The organism is Micromonospora marincola, assembly GCF_056150385.1.
In genome coordinates, this window is record NZ_JAXCFT010000003.1 from 257,562 (window position 1) to 270,639 (window position 13,078).

Genomic DNA, 13,078 nt, shown 5'->3' on the forward strand with positions numbered 1-13,078 from the left:
CAGTTCACTCCGTGATGGTGGGCGGCTCGGTCAGGAACGGGCGCAGCTCCAGCCACTCGTGGATCGGCCGGCCGCCCTGCCCCGGCGCGGCGGACAGCTCCGCGGCCAGTTCGAGGGCGCGCTCGTAGCTGTCCACGTCGATCACCATCCAGCCGGCGATGAGGTCCTTCGTCTCGGCGAACGGGCCGTCGGTGACCGGTGGGCGCCCCTCCCCGTCGTAGCGGACGAACGTGCCCTCCGGGGAGAGCGCCTGGCCGTCGACGAACTCGCCGGACTTCTCCAGGCGGGCCGCGAAGTCGTTCATGTACTGCACGTGCGCCGTGACCTCCTCCGGCGTCCACCGGTCCAGCATCGGCATGTCGGTGATCGGCTTCGGGCCGCCGCGGTAGTGCTTCAGCAGCAGGTACTTCGCCATGGTGCTTCTCCTCGGTACGGGTGCGACCCATTCTGGCCGCGTTCGGACCGGGGACGGAGCCGGCCCACGGTTCTCGACATCCCGAGCAGAAAAATTTCGGGAGCTGGCCGACGACCGGACCGGTGAGTGAGGCACAGCCTCTACGGCGTCCTAGGAGGCTAGTTGTATGACCTCGATCGAAGCCGCCCACCCCCGTCGCGGGCGGTTCCGAGTCGACCCGCCCGGCGGGCGGCCGGTCAGCGGGCGGCGGTACGCCGCAGGCCGGGCACCAGCACCGCGCCGGCGAGCAGGTGCAGGACCACGAGCGTCACCGTGGCCGCCCGGCCCACTCCCCCGGACAGCGGCCCGAGCAGGGACAGCAGCAGCACAAGCGCCGCGACCACGGTCCAGATGGTCCGCGCCCGCCCGGTGAACCGCTCCAGCAGGGCCAGCAGCGCCCAGCCGGCCAACCCGGCGAGCACCGTGCTGACCGCCACGGCCACCGGCGTGACCCGCTGCTCGGCGTCGCCACTGCGGGCGGTCAGCTCCACGCCGGCGAGCGGCACCGCGACCGCCCAGCCCAGCAGTGTGGCGGCGGTGGCGGCGAGCACGGTGAGCAGTCGGTCGCGGCGGCGGGCCGGACGGACGGTGGCGCTCGGCATCGTGGTTTCCATCGGTGCGTACCTCCGGTGTGGCGGAATCAACTGCGGAAGACGCTAGGGCCGGCGGGGCGTCGCGCGGATCGCGCCGGCGGCCGGTTCCCGGGTCCGTCCCGGGAACCAGGGCCGGGCCACATCTCCGTCTCGCGGCCGATGAGGTCAAGCGGGGCGGCAACCTAGCATCCAGGGCATGAAGTGCCTGTCCCGGACCCGGTTCCTGCTGGTGCTCGACGGCGGCATCGCCGCGGCCTGTCTCGGCGTGTCGCTGCTCGTGCTGCTGACCTCGGACGTCGGCCCGGCCACCCCGGGCGGGACCGCCGTCGCGGTCGGCCTGGCCGTGTTGCAGGCCAGCTGCCTGCTCTGGATCCGGCGCCGACCCGGGTACGCCCTCGCGGTGGCCGCGCTCGCCGGCGTCGGCCTGGAGGCGCTCTGCCCGACGCTGGGCTGGCTCGGTCTGGTGGCCGCGCCGCTGTCCTACGTCGCCCGGCTGCGACCGCCGCGGTTCTCGCTCGTCGCTCTCGGGGTGCTTGTGGCGCCCACGCCGTGGAAGCTCGTCACCGGCGGCTGGCGGGACATGCTGCTCGCGGTGACCGCGCTCGGCCTGAGCTGGTCGATCGGCGAACTGCTCCGCGCCCAGGCGCAGCGGCGCTGCGAGTGGGAGCGGCAGGTGCGCGCCACGGAGCGGGAGCGCATCTCCCGCGAGCTGCACGACGTGGTCGCCCATCACGTGGCGGTGATCGCCGTGCAGGCCGTCGCCGCCGAGGACATCTTCGACCAGCAGCCGGCGCAGGCCCGCGCCGCGCTCGGCTCGATCAACGCGGCGGCCCGGTCGGCACTGACCGAGCTACGGGCGATGCTGCACGCGCTTACCGCTGACGACGGCTCCGACCCGGACGGGCCGCAGCCGGGGCTGGCGCAGCTCGACGCGCTTGTCGACGCCGTCCGCGCGGTGGGGTTGCCGGTGACGCTCCGCCGGGAGGGCGACGGCGAGGCGCTGCCCGGCGGGGTGCAGCTGTCCGCGTACCGGATCGTGCAGGAATCGCTTACCAACGCGCTGCGGCACGGGCACGCGACCCGCGCCGACGTCGACGTCCGCTACGGCGACGGGATGCTGCGGCTGGAGGTGGTCAACGACGGCTCGACGCCGGCCCGCCGGCCCGGGGCGACCGGCGGACGCGGCATCGTCGGCATGCGGGAACGGGCCCGCCTGCTCGGTGGCACGCTCGACGCCGACCCGCTGCCGGCCGGCGGTTTCCGGGTACGCGCGCAACTCCCGGTGCGGGCGGTGATCCGGTGAACGTGCGGGTGGTGGTCGCCGACGACCAGGAGCTGATCCGCGCCGGGCTGCGGATGGTCCTCGACGCCCGGCCCGACCTGACCGTGGTCGGGGAGGCGGCGGACGGCGTCGAGGCGGTCGCGGTGGCGACGCGTACCCGGCCCGACGTGGTGCTGATGGACGTGCGGATGCCCCGGCGGGACGGTATCGCCGCGACCCGGGACCTGGTGGCCGCCGGCAGCCCCGCCCGGATCGTCATGCTCACCACGTTCGACGTCGACGAGCACGTCTACGCCGCGCTGCGCGCCGGGGCGAGCGCCTTCCTGCTCAAGGACACCCGTCCGGCCGATCTGGCCGAGGCGGTGCGGGTGGTGGCCGGGGGTGAGGCGCTGCTGGCGCCGACGGTGACGCGGCGGCTGCTGGACCGGTTCGCCGACCGGCTGCCCGGCCCGGCCCCCACCGCCGACCGGGCGCTCGCGGCGTTGACCGCCCGCGAGCGGGAGGTGCTCACGCTCACCGCGCGCGCACTGTCCAACGCGGAGATCGCCGCCCGGCTGCACCTGAGCACCGCCACCGTGAAGACACACGTCTCGGCGATCCTCACCAAGCTGGGCCTGCGGGACCGCATCCAGGCGGTGGTCCTCGCCTACGACACCGGGCTGGTCCGGCCGGAACCGCCGGCCGGGTGAGCCGCACACACCACGACTACGGGGGTACGACATGACCGACCTGACGCTGCGCCGCACCGGCCGCCGACTGTGGACGCTGACGGCGGGGACCGCGCCGCGCGGGACGCTGCACGCCGGCCGTGGCCTGGTCCGCGCCGACGCGACCACGTCCGAGGGCGCCTGGCCGTTGCGCGCACAGGGCCGATGCCGCCTGCGGATCATCGCCGGGCCGGCCGACGCGCCGCTGCTCGAACTGGAACCGCCGGCGGCGCGGTTGTCCGGTGTGGACACCCCCGTCGGGTGGCGGACCACGCGCGGGTTCCGGCGGTACGAGGGTGCGCTGACCGGGCCCGGGGGAACCGTCACCGCGCGCACGTCGGGTCGGCCGGGCGCCCCGGTCGACGTCGAGGTCACCGGGCGGCATCCGGACCTCGTCGTCCTCGCCGTCTGCTTCGCCCTGTTGAGCCGGCGGAGCCGGGACCGCCGGATCGCCCTGTGGTCGGCGGCGCTCAGCCCGCACGGGACGTCCTGACGTCTGTCCGGTCTCATCCTCGACGTGCCGGCATGTCCGTCGTCGGGTGGCGGGAGGGGGAACACCGGACGGCAACGAAGATTTCTCAATTACCCCCAGTGACCGCCGCAACCCTCCTAGTGTTGGCCACACCGGTGCTAGTCACGGAGTTGGCCACCCGAACGACGTCCCACGCAGACAGCGGACGAAATGTGAGGGAAGACGCGGATGAAGGCACAGTCATTTCTCGGCACGGCGGCGGTCGGCGTGGGCCTCGGCGCACTGCTGCTACCGGCCGCCGCGCTGGCGGACACCAGAGTCTCACCCGCCACCACCCCGGTCGGCGGCACGGTCGTGCTCACCACCACGTGCAACCCGAAGGCCGGTGACGCGATCTTCCGGGTCACCGGGCCGGACCGCGACCAGAACGTCAGGTCCACCACTGCCGCCGCCGGCGGCGGCCTGAGCGCCGAACTCTTCACCGCCGGGTTCACGCTCGGCACGTACACGGTGGCCGCTACCTGCGGCGACGGCAGCGACGGCGGCAGCGCCACGTTCACCGTCACCCCGATCGGCGGCGCGCAGGCCGGCGCCGGCGGCCGGGACGGCGACACCGGCGTGCTTGTCGCGGGCGGCGCGCTCGCCGCCGGCGCGCTCGCCGGCGGAGCGTACGTGCTGGTCCGCCGCCGGCGACGGGCGGGCGCCACGGCCTGAACGGCACGCCGAGCGGGTCGCCCGCGCCGGTCCACCCGGCGCGGGCCCCCGCGTCCACGTCGGAGGGAGGCCGGATCGGTGTCCTCGTCCCACCGCCGCGCAGGCGGGCCGTCGCGGGCCCGCACCGCCGCCGTGGTCACCGCCGTCACCCTCGCCGCCGCCGCCGGCGCCGGGCTGGTCTCGGCCGGTCTCGGCAGCACCTCGGCGTCGCCGCCGCAACCCGGCGTGTCCGCCGCGCCGGCCACCGAACGCCCCGGCACCGCCGGCCCGACGCTCCCCCGCTCGACGCCCGCCCGGGTGGTCATTCCCCGCATCGGCGTGGACGCCGAGATCGTGCCGGTCGCCACCGACAACGGCGCGTTGGAGGTACCGCCGCTGGAACGCCCCGAGGTCGCCGGCTGGTACCGTCCCGGCCCCGCGCCCGGCCAGGCCGGCAACGCGGTGCTGGTCGGGCACGTCGACACGCAACGCGGCCCGGCGGTCTTCTTCGACCTCGGCCGGCTGCGCCCCGGCGACACCGTCCGGGTGGTCCGCGCCGACGGCCGGACCGCGGCGTTCATCGTGGACGGCGTCGGGACGTACCCCAAGGACCGCTTCCCCACCGAACGGGTGTACGGCGGCGGCGCGGCGGCCCGGCTGCGCCTGATCACCTGCGGCGGGCGGTTCAACCCGCGTACCGGCAGCTATCCCGACAACATCGTGGTCTTCGCCACCGCCGCCCGCTGACGCCGGCCGGACACCGCCGCACCCCCGGCGGGCCGTACGGTAGGCCGTCGGTTTCCCGGCGGGTGGAGGTGCGCGGTGGACCGGTTCCGGTGGCGGCAACGCATGCCCGGCCTCGTCCGGCGGCTGCTCGGGCGCGCCCGGGAGGCGGACACGCCACGGCAGCGGCGGGTGAATCCGGACGCGATGGTCGACTGCGCGGTCTACGTGGCCGGCCGGCGGGAACCCGGCCGGCCGCACTACGCCGACGCGTACGCGCAGGTCCGCCGCCGGCGGCGTACCTTCGTGTGGCTCGGCCTGCACGAGCCGGGCGCGGCGGTGATGGCCGCGGTCGGGCGGACGTTCGGGCTCGACGAGACGGCGGTGGAGCAGGCGCTCACCGACGGCCAGCGACCCACCGTGCGGCGCCACGGCGACGTGACGCTGCTGGTGCTGCGCAGCGCCGGCTACGTCGAGCACGCCGAGCTGACCGCCACCTCCGAGGTGGTCGACACCGGGGACGTGCTGGTGTTCCTCGGCGACCGGTTCGTGCTGACCGTCCGGCACGGCGCCACCGGCGCGCTCGCCCCGGTCCGCGCGGAGCTGCAACACCGCCCGGGGTTGCTTGCCGACGGCCCGTGGGCGGTGGCGTACGCGGTCTGCGCCCGGATGGTCGAGCTGTACCTGGAGGTCGCCGAGCACCTGGAACGCGACCTGGAGCGGGTTGAGGAGAGCGTCTTCGCCCGTGGGCACGGCGCCGACATCGGGCACCTCTACCAGCTCAAACGGGAGGTGGTGGAGTTCAAGCGGGCGGTGCTGCCGCTTGCCGCGCCGCTACGCGCTCTGCTGGACTCGCCCGACGGCGGTCCCCCGCCCCGGGTGCGCCACCGGTTCACCGCCGTCGCAGACGGGCTGGCCCGCGCGGTGGAGCGGATCGGCGCCTACGACGAGCTGCTCACCTCGCTCGTCCAGTCCCGGCTGGCGCAGCTCGCCGTGACGCAGAACGACGACATGCGCAGGATCGCGTCGTGGGCGGCGATCGCGGCGTCGCAGACCGCGGTGGCCGGCGTCTACGGGATGAACTTCGCGCACCTGCCGGAGCTGCACTGGCGGTACGGCTACGGCTTCGCGCTGCTGCTCATGGCGACGCTCGCGGTCACCCTGCACCGGCTGTTCCGCCGCTCCGGCTGGCTCTGACCGGCAGGACGCTGTCGAGGCCCTCCTCGAACAGCAGGTCGTCGCTCCATCGGGTGTCGTCGAGGTGACCGGCGGCGGCAAGCGTCGGATAGGCGTCCGCGCTCGCGGCGACGTGGGCGCGGGCCGCCGCCCTCGCCTCGGGATCCGCGGTCCGGCGCCACGTGGCCTCGGTAAGCGAGGCGCCGATGACGAAGTTGGCAAGGACCCGGGTGGCCACCGCGAGCCGACGCCCACGACAGCCGCCACGCACCAGCGCCGCCTGCAGGAACTCGGTGCGGGCCAGGACGTTGGGCCCGAGCATCGGTCGTCCGACCAGCCCGGGCGCCCAGGGGTGCTCCAGCATGGCGGCGCGCCATCCCCGGACGAGGGCGCGGACGTCGTCCGCCCAGTCCTCGCTCGCCTCCGGGATCGGCACGTCACCGAAGATCCGGTCGACGGCCAGGTCGAGCACGTCGTCCTTCGTCGTCACGTGCCAGTACAACGCGGTCGCCGTCACGTCGAGCCGCAGGGCGAGGCCGCGCATGGTCAGGCCCTCGGCGCCGTCCCGGTCGAGGAGGTCCACCGCGGCGTCCACGATGCGTTCGAGGGTCAGCGGTGGTTTGCGCCGCGCACGGGACGGCTCCCCACGTAGCCACACCGGCGAGCGTCCACGGCTGTCCACGACGCCATCCTAAACCGATGGACACGAAACTTAACGTCGTTAAGCTGGCCTGACGAAGGAGGTCCGGTCATGCCTCTGCTGCGCGTCCATCTCGACACCGACCGCACGACCGCCCGCCGCGTGCTGCAACTGCACCAGCACGGCGGCGTCCACCACGAGTCGCGGGAGGCGGCCCGCGAACAGGTGTGGCGTCAGGGCCGCACACCCGCCGGTGACCCGGTCTTCGTCGGCATCACCAACGGCCGTCGCAACGTGCAACTGCTCTACGACGTCGAGGTCTACTCCGACGCCGTCCCGTGAACGCCCGGCCCGGACGCCCCTCAGCCGGGTCCCGGACGCCCCTCAGCCGGCGAGGTCGGCCAGCTCGGCGTCGAGCAGCTCGGCCAGCAGCGCCACCCGCCCCGGGTCCGTCTCCACGGTGATGGCACGGCTGGGCATCTCCACGGTCATCAACAGATAGAGATGCAGGCGGTAGAGGCCGAGCCGCCGCCGCACCCCCGCGTCCCACGGGAACGGCGCCACCGTCCGGTACGCGCGCACCAACGGGTCGTCCGGCTCGTCCTCCGCCCGGCGGAACAGCAGCGGCGAGACCAGATCCAGCAGCGGGTCGCCCCACAGGTGCCGTTCGCCGTCGACCAGGCCGCTGAGCCGTGGCGTGCCGTCCGGACCCTCGACGGCCAGCACGTTGCCGGCCCAGCCGTCGAAGTGCAGCAGCGCCGGACGGCGGACCCCGTCGAGGACGGCGGCGTGCCGGGCGACCAACTCCCGGATCCGGGACGCCGGCGCGGGCAGCGGCACCGACCAGTCCGCCGCGTCGGCGAGCAGATCGTCCACCATCGCGGCGTACGCCTCGCGCCAGGTGGGCGCGGCGGCGCGACCGCCGTCGTAGCCGTACCGGTCGCCGGTGACGGCGTGCAGCATCGCGAGCGCCAGGCCGAACTCGACGCGCAACGGCGCGACGTTCGCCCCGGCCCGGGTCAGGTCCCACAGGGTACGACCGGGCAGCCGCTCGGTGAGCAGCCAGTCGCCCAGCTCACGGTGCCGGCCGTGGTGCAGCAGCGCCGGCACCGGGACCGTGGGCGCGCGGACCGCCACCAGTCGCAGGTAGCGCGCCTCCGCGCCGATCATGTCGCGCTCGTAGCGCAGCAGTCGCACGTGCGGCGGCGGACCGACCTTCAGCACGACGTCGCGCCCGTCGGCGAGGCGTACCCACCACACCGCGGCGAACCCGCCGCCGGCCAGCGGCCCGCAGTCGGCCACCTCGACGGCCGGCCCGAGCGAGGCGGCCAGGTAGCGGCGCACCTGCTCCGGGTCCAGGTCGCGCCGGGTCGGGCTTCCGCTCATGATCCTCGGAGACTAGTGCGCTCCCCGGCCTCCCGCTGCCCCGCTGGGGTGTAAGGCGGGGGCCCTTCTTAACGCATTTGGTATAGGCGGGGCCCCTTCTTAACGCCTTCCAGACGGGAGGCGAGAATCGCGGCATGGCGAAGCGAACAGCAGCCTGCCCGTGCGGCTCGGCCCGGCCGTACGAGGACTGCTGCGCCCCGGTGCACCGGGGCGCGGCGACGGCGGCGACCGCCGAGGCGTTGATGCGCTCCCGGTTCAGCGCGTTCGCGCTCGGCGACGCCGGCTACCTGGTGCGGAGCTGGCATTCCCGGACCCGGCCGGAGCGCCTGGAGCTGGCCCCGGGCACCCGGTGGACCCGGCTGGAGGTGGTGGAGACCGGGCAGGGCGGCCTGTTCGACAGCACCGGTACGGTTCGTTTCCGCGCCCACTACCGCGAGGACGGCCGACCGGGCGTGCTGGCCGAGCACAGCCGCTTCGCCCGGGAGGACGGCCGCTGGGTCTACCTCGACGCGCTGCCGGAGTGAGCGCACCCGGCCTGCCGGGTGTTAAGCGGGGGCCCCGCCTCTACCGAATGCGTTAACCGGGGCCCCCTCCTTACACCTCAGGCGAGGGTGCGCGCCGCGGAGACGACCGCGTGCACGCCGATGCCGGCGCGGTCGAACTGCTGGGTCGGGGTGCCGGAGCCGGGCAGCCCGCGTACCGCCAGGTGCTTGACGCGCACCGGTTCGGGCAGGTCGGCAAGCGCCTCCAGCACGGCCGAGCCCAGGCCGCCCTCCGGGTAGTGGTCCTCGACCACCACGAGCCGGCCGCCGGTGTCCCGGACCGCCGCCAGCAGGCGCTCCCGGTCGACCGGCTTGATCGAGTAGAGATCGACGACCCGGGCGTCGATCCCCTCCCGGGTCAGCTCGTCGGCGGCGGCCAGGCAGACGTGCACGGTGACGCCGGTGCCGAGCAGCACCACGTCGCCACCGTCGCGCACCACCCGGCTGCCGCCGATCGGGAACTCCTCGCCGTTGTCGTAGAGCACCGGGTACGCGCCGCGGGTGGTGCGCAGGTAGGCCACGCCCGGACGGTCGGGCATCTGGGCGACGAGCGCCGCGCAGGAGACCGCGTCGGCCGGGCAGAGCACTGTGGAGCCGGGCACGGCGCGCACCGCGGCGATGTCCTCAAGCCCCATCTGGGAGGGTCCGTCCGGGCCGATCTCCACGCCGGCGTGCGAGCCGACGAGCGCGATGTCGGCGCGGGAGACGCCGGCCATCCGGATGAAGTCGTAGGCGCGGGACCAGAACGCGGCGAACGTCGCCGCGAACGGCCGCCGGCCCCGGACCGCCAGGCCCACGGCGGCGGCGACGAGTTGCTGCTCGGCGATGTACATCTGGAAGTACCGGTCCGGGTACGCGGCGCCGAAGCGGTCCGCCCGGGTGGAGTCGCCGACCTCGCCGTCGAGCGCGACCACGTCGGGTCGGGCGGCGCCGAGCGCGCACAGCGCGTCCCCGTACGCGTCCCGGGTGGCGACCTTCGCGCCGCGCTCGTACCGGGGCAGTTCGGGCCGGCCGTGTTCGGCCGGGGTGGCGCGTGGCGCGGAGTACGGCCTCGGCCCGGCGACCCGGATCCGCCGTGGCCCGCCGAGCGCCCGCACCGCCCGGTCGGCCAGCTCGGGGTCGAGGGGTTTGCCGTGCCAGGACGGGTCGTTCTCGACCTGGGGCACGCCCTTGCCCTTGACCGTGCGGGCCAGCACCACGGTCGGCCCGGCGCCGTCGCGGGCCTGCCCGTACGCCTCGTCGATCGCGCCGAGGTCGTGGCCGTCGACGAGGATCGCCCGGCAGCCGAACGCCTCGACCCGCCGCCGGTAGGTGTCCAGGTTCCACTCCAGCTCGGTCGGGCCGCACTGGCCGAGCCGGTTGACGTCGACGATCGCGGTGAGGTGGCGCAGGCCGTAGTGGCCGGCCTTGTCCAGCGCCTCCCAGATCGATCCCTCGGCCATCTCGCTGTCACCGCAGAGCACCCAGACGTGGGCGCGGGACCGGTCCAGGTACTGGGCGGCGATGGCCACCCCCACCCCGACCGGCAGGCCCTGCCCGAGCGAGCCGGTGGCGACGTCCACCCAGGGCAGGACCGGCGTGGGGTGGCCCTGTAGGCGCGAGTCGGCCCGGCGGTACGTCTCCAGCAGCTCCTGCTCGCTTATCGCGCCGACGGCCCGGAACACCGCGTAGAGCAGCGGCGAGGCGTGCCCCTTGGAGAAGATCAGGTGGTCGTTGCCGGGGTTGCCCGGGTAGGACCAGTCGTAGCGCAGGTGCCGGGCGACGAGCACGGCGAGCAGGTCGGCGGCGGACAGGCTCGAGGTGGGGTGCCCGGACCCGGCCATGGTGCTGCACCGGATCGCGTCCACCCGCAACTGGGCCGCCAGCTCCGCCAGCCCGGTCAGGTCCTCGTCGCGCAGGGTGCGCGCTGCTTGCAGGGTCACCGGACCCACCGTAGTGGCGGATGCGCTTTCCGTTACCGCTTCCCCCGACCCGCCCCCCGATCGGGGAACAGCAGGAGCGCCACCAGCGGGTACGGCAGCACGGCCACCGCGAACGCGACCGGGTTGCCGACCGCGCCGGCGAGCAGCCCGTAGGCGCCGTAGAAGGCCACGGTGGTCAGGTCGGTGGCCATTCCGGCGAGCGAGGTGACAGTGGCCCGGGCGTCGCCGGTGATCCGGGCCTGCAACCGCGCGTCGGCGAGCACGGTGGCGAGTTGGAAGGCGGCGAACGCGACCGCCAGCAGCAGGAACCCGGCCGGGTGGCGCAGCAGCGCGCCGACCGCCGTCGCCGCCGCCGCGAGGACCAGCAGGCCGGCGTATCCCCGGTCGGACAGCCGCTCGCCCAGCGGGGCGAGCAGTCCGCCCACGGTCATCCCGCCCCACAGCAGCAGGAGCAGCAGCGGCACGGTCGCCTCGGCGGCCCCGGTGTCGCGGGCGAGCAGCCCGGCGTACTCGTCGAGCCCGCCCCAGATCGTGGCCACGGCGGCGACCAGCAGCACCGCCGCGCGGACCCGCCGGTCGGTGCGTACCTGGGCGAGCCCGCTCCGCACGCTGTCCAGCCAGCCGGGCCCGTCGTCGGCCGGCCGCTCCCCCGGCGCGGGCGGCGGCGCGGCCGGGCCGGGGAGGGCGGGCGGCGGCGCGGCCGGGCCGGGTTGGGCCGGCACCGGCGCGGGCGTGGCGGCGGGCGCCGGCCGGCGTTCCGGGAGGCGGACCGCGACGGCGGCGGCGAGCAGGCAGGTCAGCACGCTCGCGGCGCCGACCGCGAGGTAACCGCCGAGCGCGAACACCGGCCCGGCGAGCACTCCGGAGGCGACCGCGCCGAGCACCTCGGCGGTGCGGGCACGGCCGATCAGCCGGGCGTACCTGTCGGCCGCGCCGAGGTGGTCCAGCTCGGTGTGGACGAGCGCTTCCAGCGCGCCGGAACGCAACGCGCCGCCGGCGCCCCAGAGCAGGAACCCGACGGCGAACGCGGGGTAGGACGGCAGCAGCACCCAGAGCGCGAAGCCGGCGGCCGTGAGCAGCGGCGCGAGGCAGAGCAGCAGTCGCCGGGACAGCGCGTCGGCCCATGCCCCGGAGGGCACCTCCAGCAGGATGCCGGCGGCCGACCAGAGGACGAACAGCGAGGAGATCTGCCCGACCGACAGCCCGGTGTCGGCGAACAGGAGCACGTAGAGCGGGTAGAGCAGGACGAGGTCGGTGAGGAACGCGTAGCCGTAGAGGGTCGCCGCCAGCCGGCGGGTCGCGGGCACGCGGGTCCGTCGTTCAGGTGGGGGTCACCATCGCCAGGTCATGCCGTCGATCCTAACCGGACCGCGCCCTTGACGACAGGACGTTTCCGGAGCATGCTGTTAAACGATTAACGAGATGGAGGGTCATGGGCTCCCGGGTCACGTTGCGCTCCGTCGCCGAGGCGGCGGGCGTGTCCACGGCGGCGGTCTCGTACGCCTTCAACCGCCCGCAACGGCTCTCCGCCGACCTGCGCGCCCGGATCCTCGACGTCGCCCGCGACCTGGGCTACCCCGGCCCGAACGCCGCCGCGCGCTCGCTGCGCACCGGGCGGGCCAACGCCGTCGGCGTCATCCTGACCACCGAGCTGGCGTACGCGTTCCGCGACCCCTACGTCCTCGACCTGCTCGGCGGCCTCGCCGAGACGCTCACGGCCGGCCGGACCAGCCTGGTGTTCATCCCGTTCGCGCCGGTCGTCGCCGGGCTCACCGACGCCCAGGTGCGCGAGTCGCTCGACGCGGTGCACCGCGCGGTGATCGACGGCGCGGTCGCCGACGGGCTCACCGACGAGCACCCGGCCGTCCGCGCGCTCGCCGACCGGTCGCTGCCGCTTGTCCTCTCCACCGAGTCGACCGCCGCCCGTTGCGTGCTTATCGACGACCGGGAGGCGGGCCGGACCATCGGGCGGCACCTGGTTGGCCTCGGCCACCGCGACGTCGCGATGGTGGTCGCCGCGCCGGGAGAGCCGGGCCGGATCGTGCCGGCGGTGGACGAGGCGACGCTCTACCCGTACTCCCGCAACCGGCTCGCCGGCGTCCGCGACGCCCTGCCCACCGGCGCCCGCCTGCGGGTGGTCAGCGGCGGCAGCAACGCCACCGCCTCCGGCCGCGCGGCGGCGACGGCGATCCTGGGCGCCGCCCAGCGGCCGACGGCGATCGTCGCGGACAGCGACGTGCTCGCCGCCGCCGTGGCCGCGACCGCCGCCGACCGGGGGCTGCGCGTCGGGCACGACCTGTCGGTGACCGGCTTCGACGACGTGCCCGTGGCGGCGGCGGCCGGGCTGACCACCGTCCGCCAGCCGATCGCCGAGAAGGGCCGGCTGATGGCCCGCATGCTGCTCGACCCCGGCGGCACCCCGGGCCGGGTGACCCTGCCCACCGAACTCGTCGTCCGCTCCAGCACCGGTCCGGTGCCGGGGCGCTGA

General features: G+C 75.1%; 15 protein-coding genes. 9 read left to right on the top strand and 6 right to left on the bottom strand.

Features of this window, described 5'->3' with window-relative positions; all coding sequences use genetic code 11:
* Positions 1-4: 4 nt before the first annotated feature.
* Together SM450_RS09385 and SM450_RS09390 are read right to left on the bottom strand one after the other, a co-directional pair.
* The gene (locus SM450_RS09385) at positions 5-415 is read right to left on the bottom strand and encodes a YciI family protein (RefSeq protein ID WP_474619300.1); all 411 of its coding nucleotides are present in this window, start codon (positions 413-415) and stop codon (positions 5-7) included.
* Positions 416-651: 236 nt separating this feature from the next.
* Positions 652-1,068, bottom strand: coding sequence for a DUF6069 family protein (locus SM450_RS09390; protein ID WP_474619301.1), 417 nt, complete (start codon positions 1,066-1,068; stop codon positions 652-654).
* A 175-nt stretch (positions 1,069-1,243) separates the two neighbouring features.
* On the opposite strand from SM450_RS09390, the gene SM450_RS09395 reads away from it, so the two are divergent.
* The 6 genes from SM450_RS09395 to SM450_RS09420 all read left to right on the top strand — a co-directional run bounded on the left by SM450_RS09395 (position 1,244) and on the right by SM450_RS09420 (position 6,121).
* Positions 1,244-2,350 (top strand): sensor histidine kinase, encoded by a 1,107-nt coding sequence (locus SM450_RS09395; protein WP_474619302.1) that lies wholly within the window; start codon positions 1,244-1,246, stop codon positions 2,348-2,350.
* Positions 2,347-3,018 carry a response regulator gene (locus SM450_RS09400; RefSeq protein ID WP_474619303.1) on the top strand — a complete coding sequence of 224 codons (672 nt, stop codon included), beginning with the start codon at positions 2,347-2,349 and terminating at the stop codon, positions 3,016-3,018. Before SM450_RS09395 ends, SM450_RS09400 begins: the two co-directional genes overlap by 4 nt.
* A gap of 31 nt (positions 3,019-3,049) precedes the next feature.
* Positions 3,050-3,529 (top strand): hypothetical protein, encoded by a 480-nt coding sequence (locus SM450_RS09405; protein ID WP_474619304.1) that lies wholly within the window; start codon positions 3,050-3,052, stop codon positions 3,527-3,529.
* 207 nt (positions 3,530-3,736) lie between these two features.
* Entirely contained in the window at positions 3,737-4,222 is a 486-nt protein-coding gene (locus SM450_RS09410) for a hypothetical protein (protein ID WP_474619305.1), read from the top strand.
* A gap of 78 nt (positions 4,223-4,300) precedes the next feature.
* On the top strand, positions 4,301-4,948 hold the full coding sequence (locus SM450_RS09415; RefSeq protein WP_474619306.1) for a class F sortase: 648 nt from the start codon (positions 4,301-4,303) through the stop codon (positions 4,946-4,948).
* 75 nt (positions 4,949-5,023) lie between these two features.
* A complete protein-coding gene (locus SM450_RS09420; protein WP_474619307.1) occupies positions 5,024-6,121 on the top strand; it encodes a magnesium and cobalt transport protein CorA in 1,098 nt (365 codons plus the stop codon).
* On the opposite strand, the gene SM450_RS09425 is transcribed toward SM450_RS09420, so the two are convergent.
* Positions 6,081-6,782 carry a TetR/AcrR family transcriptional regulator gene (locus SM450_RS09425; protein ID WP_474619308.1) on the bottom strand — a complete coding sequence of 234 codons (702 nt, stop codon included), beginning with the start codon at positions 6,780-6,782 and terminating at the stop codon, positions 6,081-6,083. The genes SM450_RS09420 and SM450_RS09425 overlap by 41 nt on opposite strands.
* 69 nt (positions 6,783-6,851) lie before the next feature.
* On the opposite strand from SM450_RS09425, the gene SM450_RS09430 reads away from it, so the two are divergent.
* Positions 6,852-7,082 (top strand): hypothetical protein, encoded by a 231-nt coding sequence (locus SM450_RS09430; protein WP_474619309.1) that lies wholly within the window; start codon positions 6,852-6,854, stop codon positions 7,080-7,082.
* A gap of 42 nt (positions 7,083-7,124) precedes the next feature.
* On the opposite strand, the gene SM450_RS09435 is transcribed toward SM450_RS09430, so the two are convergent.
* On the bottom strand, positions 7,125-8,126 hold the full coding sequence (locus tag SM450_RS09435; RefSeq protein WP_474619310.1) for a phosphotransferase: 1,002 nt from the start codon (positions 8,124-8,126) through the stop codon (positions 7,125-7,127).
* A 134-nt stretch (positions 8,127-8,260) separates the two neighbouring features.
* Between SM450_RS09435 and SM450_RS09440 the strand changes: the two genes are divergently transcribed.
* Entirely contained in the window at positions 8,261-8,650 is a 390-nt protein-coding gene (locus SM450_RS09440; RefSeq protein ID WP_474619311.1) for a YchJ family protein, read from the top strand.
* A 77-nt stretch (positions 8,651-8,727) separates the two neighbouring features.
* Here SM450_RS09440 and SM450_RS09445 read toward each other — a convergent pair whose 3' ends face one another.
* Together SM450_RS09445 and SM450_RS09450 are read right to left on the bottom strand one after the other, a co-directional pair.
* Positions 8,728-10,590, bottom strand: coding sequence for a transketolase (locus SM450_RS09445; protein WP_474619312.1), 1,863 nt, complete (start codon positions 10,588-10,590; stop codon positions 8,728-8,730).
* A 32-nt stretch (positions 10,591-10,622) separates the two neighbouring features.
* Positions 10,623-11,897, bottom strand: coding sequence for an MFS transporter (locus SM450_RS09450; protein WP_474619313.1), 1,275 nt, complete (start codon positions 11,895-11,897; stop codon positions 10,623-10,625).
* Between the two features lie 125 nt (positions 11,898-12,022).
* Here SM450_RS09450 and SM450_RS09455 point away from each other — a divergent pair, with 125 nt between their 5' ends.
* Positions 12,023-13,078 carry a LacI family DNA-binding transcriptional regulator gene (locus tag SM450_RS09455; protein WP_474619314.1) on the top strand — a complete coding sequence of 352 codons (1,056 nt, stop codon included), beginning with the start codon at positions 12,023-12,025 and terminating at the stop codon, positions 13,076-13,078.

What these genes read in the sequence shown, in the direction of transcription:
- SM450_RS09430 (WP_474619309.1), top strand. Translation starts at nt 6,852, where the DNA reads ATGCCTCTGCTGCGCGTCCATCTCGACACCGACCGCACGACCGCCCGC.
- SM450_RS09440 (WP_474619311.1), top strand. Translation starts at nt 8,261, where the DNA reads ATGGCGAAGCGAACAGCAGCCTGCCCGTGCGGCTCGGCCCGGCCGTAC.
- SM450_RS09410 (WP_474619305.1), top strand. Translation starts at nt 3,737, where the DNA reads ATGAAGGCACAGTCATTTCTCGGCACGGCGGCGGTCGGCGTGGGCCTC.
- SM450_RS09405 (WP_474619304.1), top strand. Translation starts at nt 3,050, where the DNA reads ATGACCGACCTGACGCTGCGCCGCACCGGCCGCCGACTGTGGACGCTG.
- SM450_RS09395 (WP_474619302.1), top strand. Translation starts at nt 1,244, where the DNA reads ATGAAGTGCCTGTCCCGGACCCGGTTCCTGCTGGTGCTCGACGGCGGC.
- SM450_RS09455 (WP_474619314.1), top strand. Translation starts at nt 12,023, where the DNA reads ATGGGCTCCCGGGTCACGTTGCGCTCCGTCGCCGAGGCGGCGGGCGTG.
- SM450_RS09435 (WP_474619310.1), bottom strand. Translation starts at nt 8,126, where the DNA reads ATGAGCGGAAGCCCGACCCGGCGCGACCTGGACCCGGAGCAGGTGCGC.
- SM450_RS09385 (WP_474619300.1), bottom strand. Translation starts at nt 415, where the DNA reads ATGGCGAAGTACCTGCTGCTGAAGCACTACCGCGGCGGCCCGAAGCCG.
- SM450_RS09390 (WP_474619301.1), bottom strand. Translation starts at nt 1,068, where the DNA reads ATGGAAACCACGATGCCGAGCGCCACCGTCCGTCCGGCCCGCCGCCGC.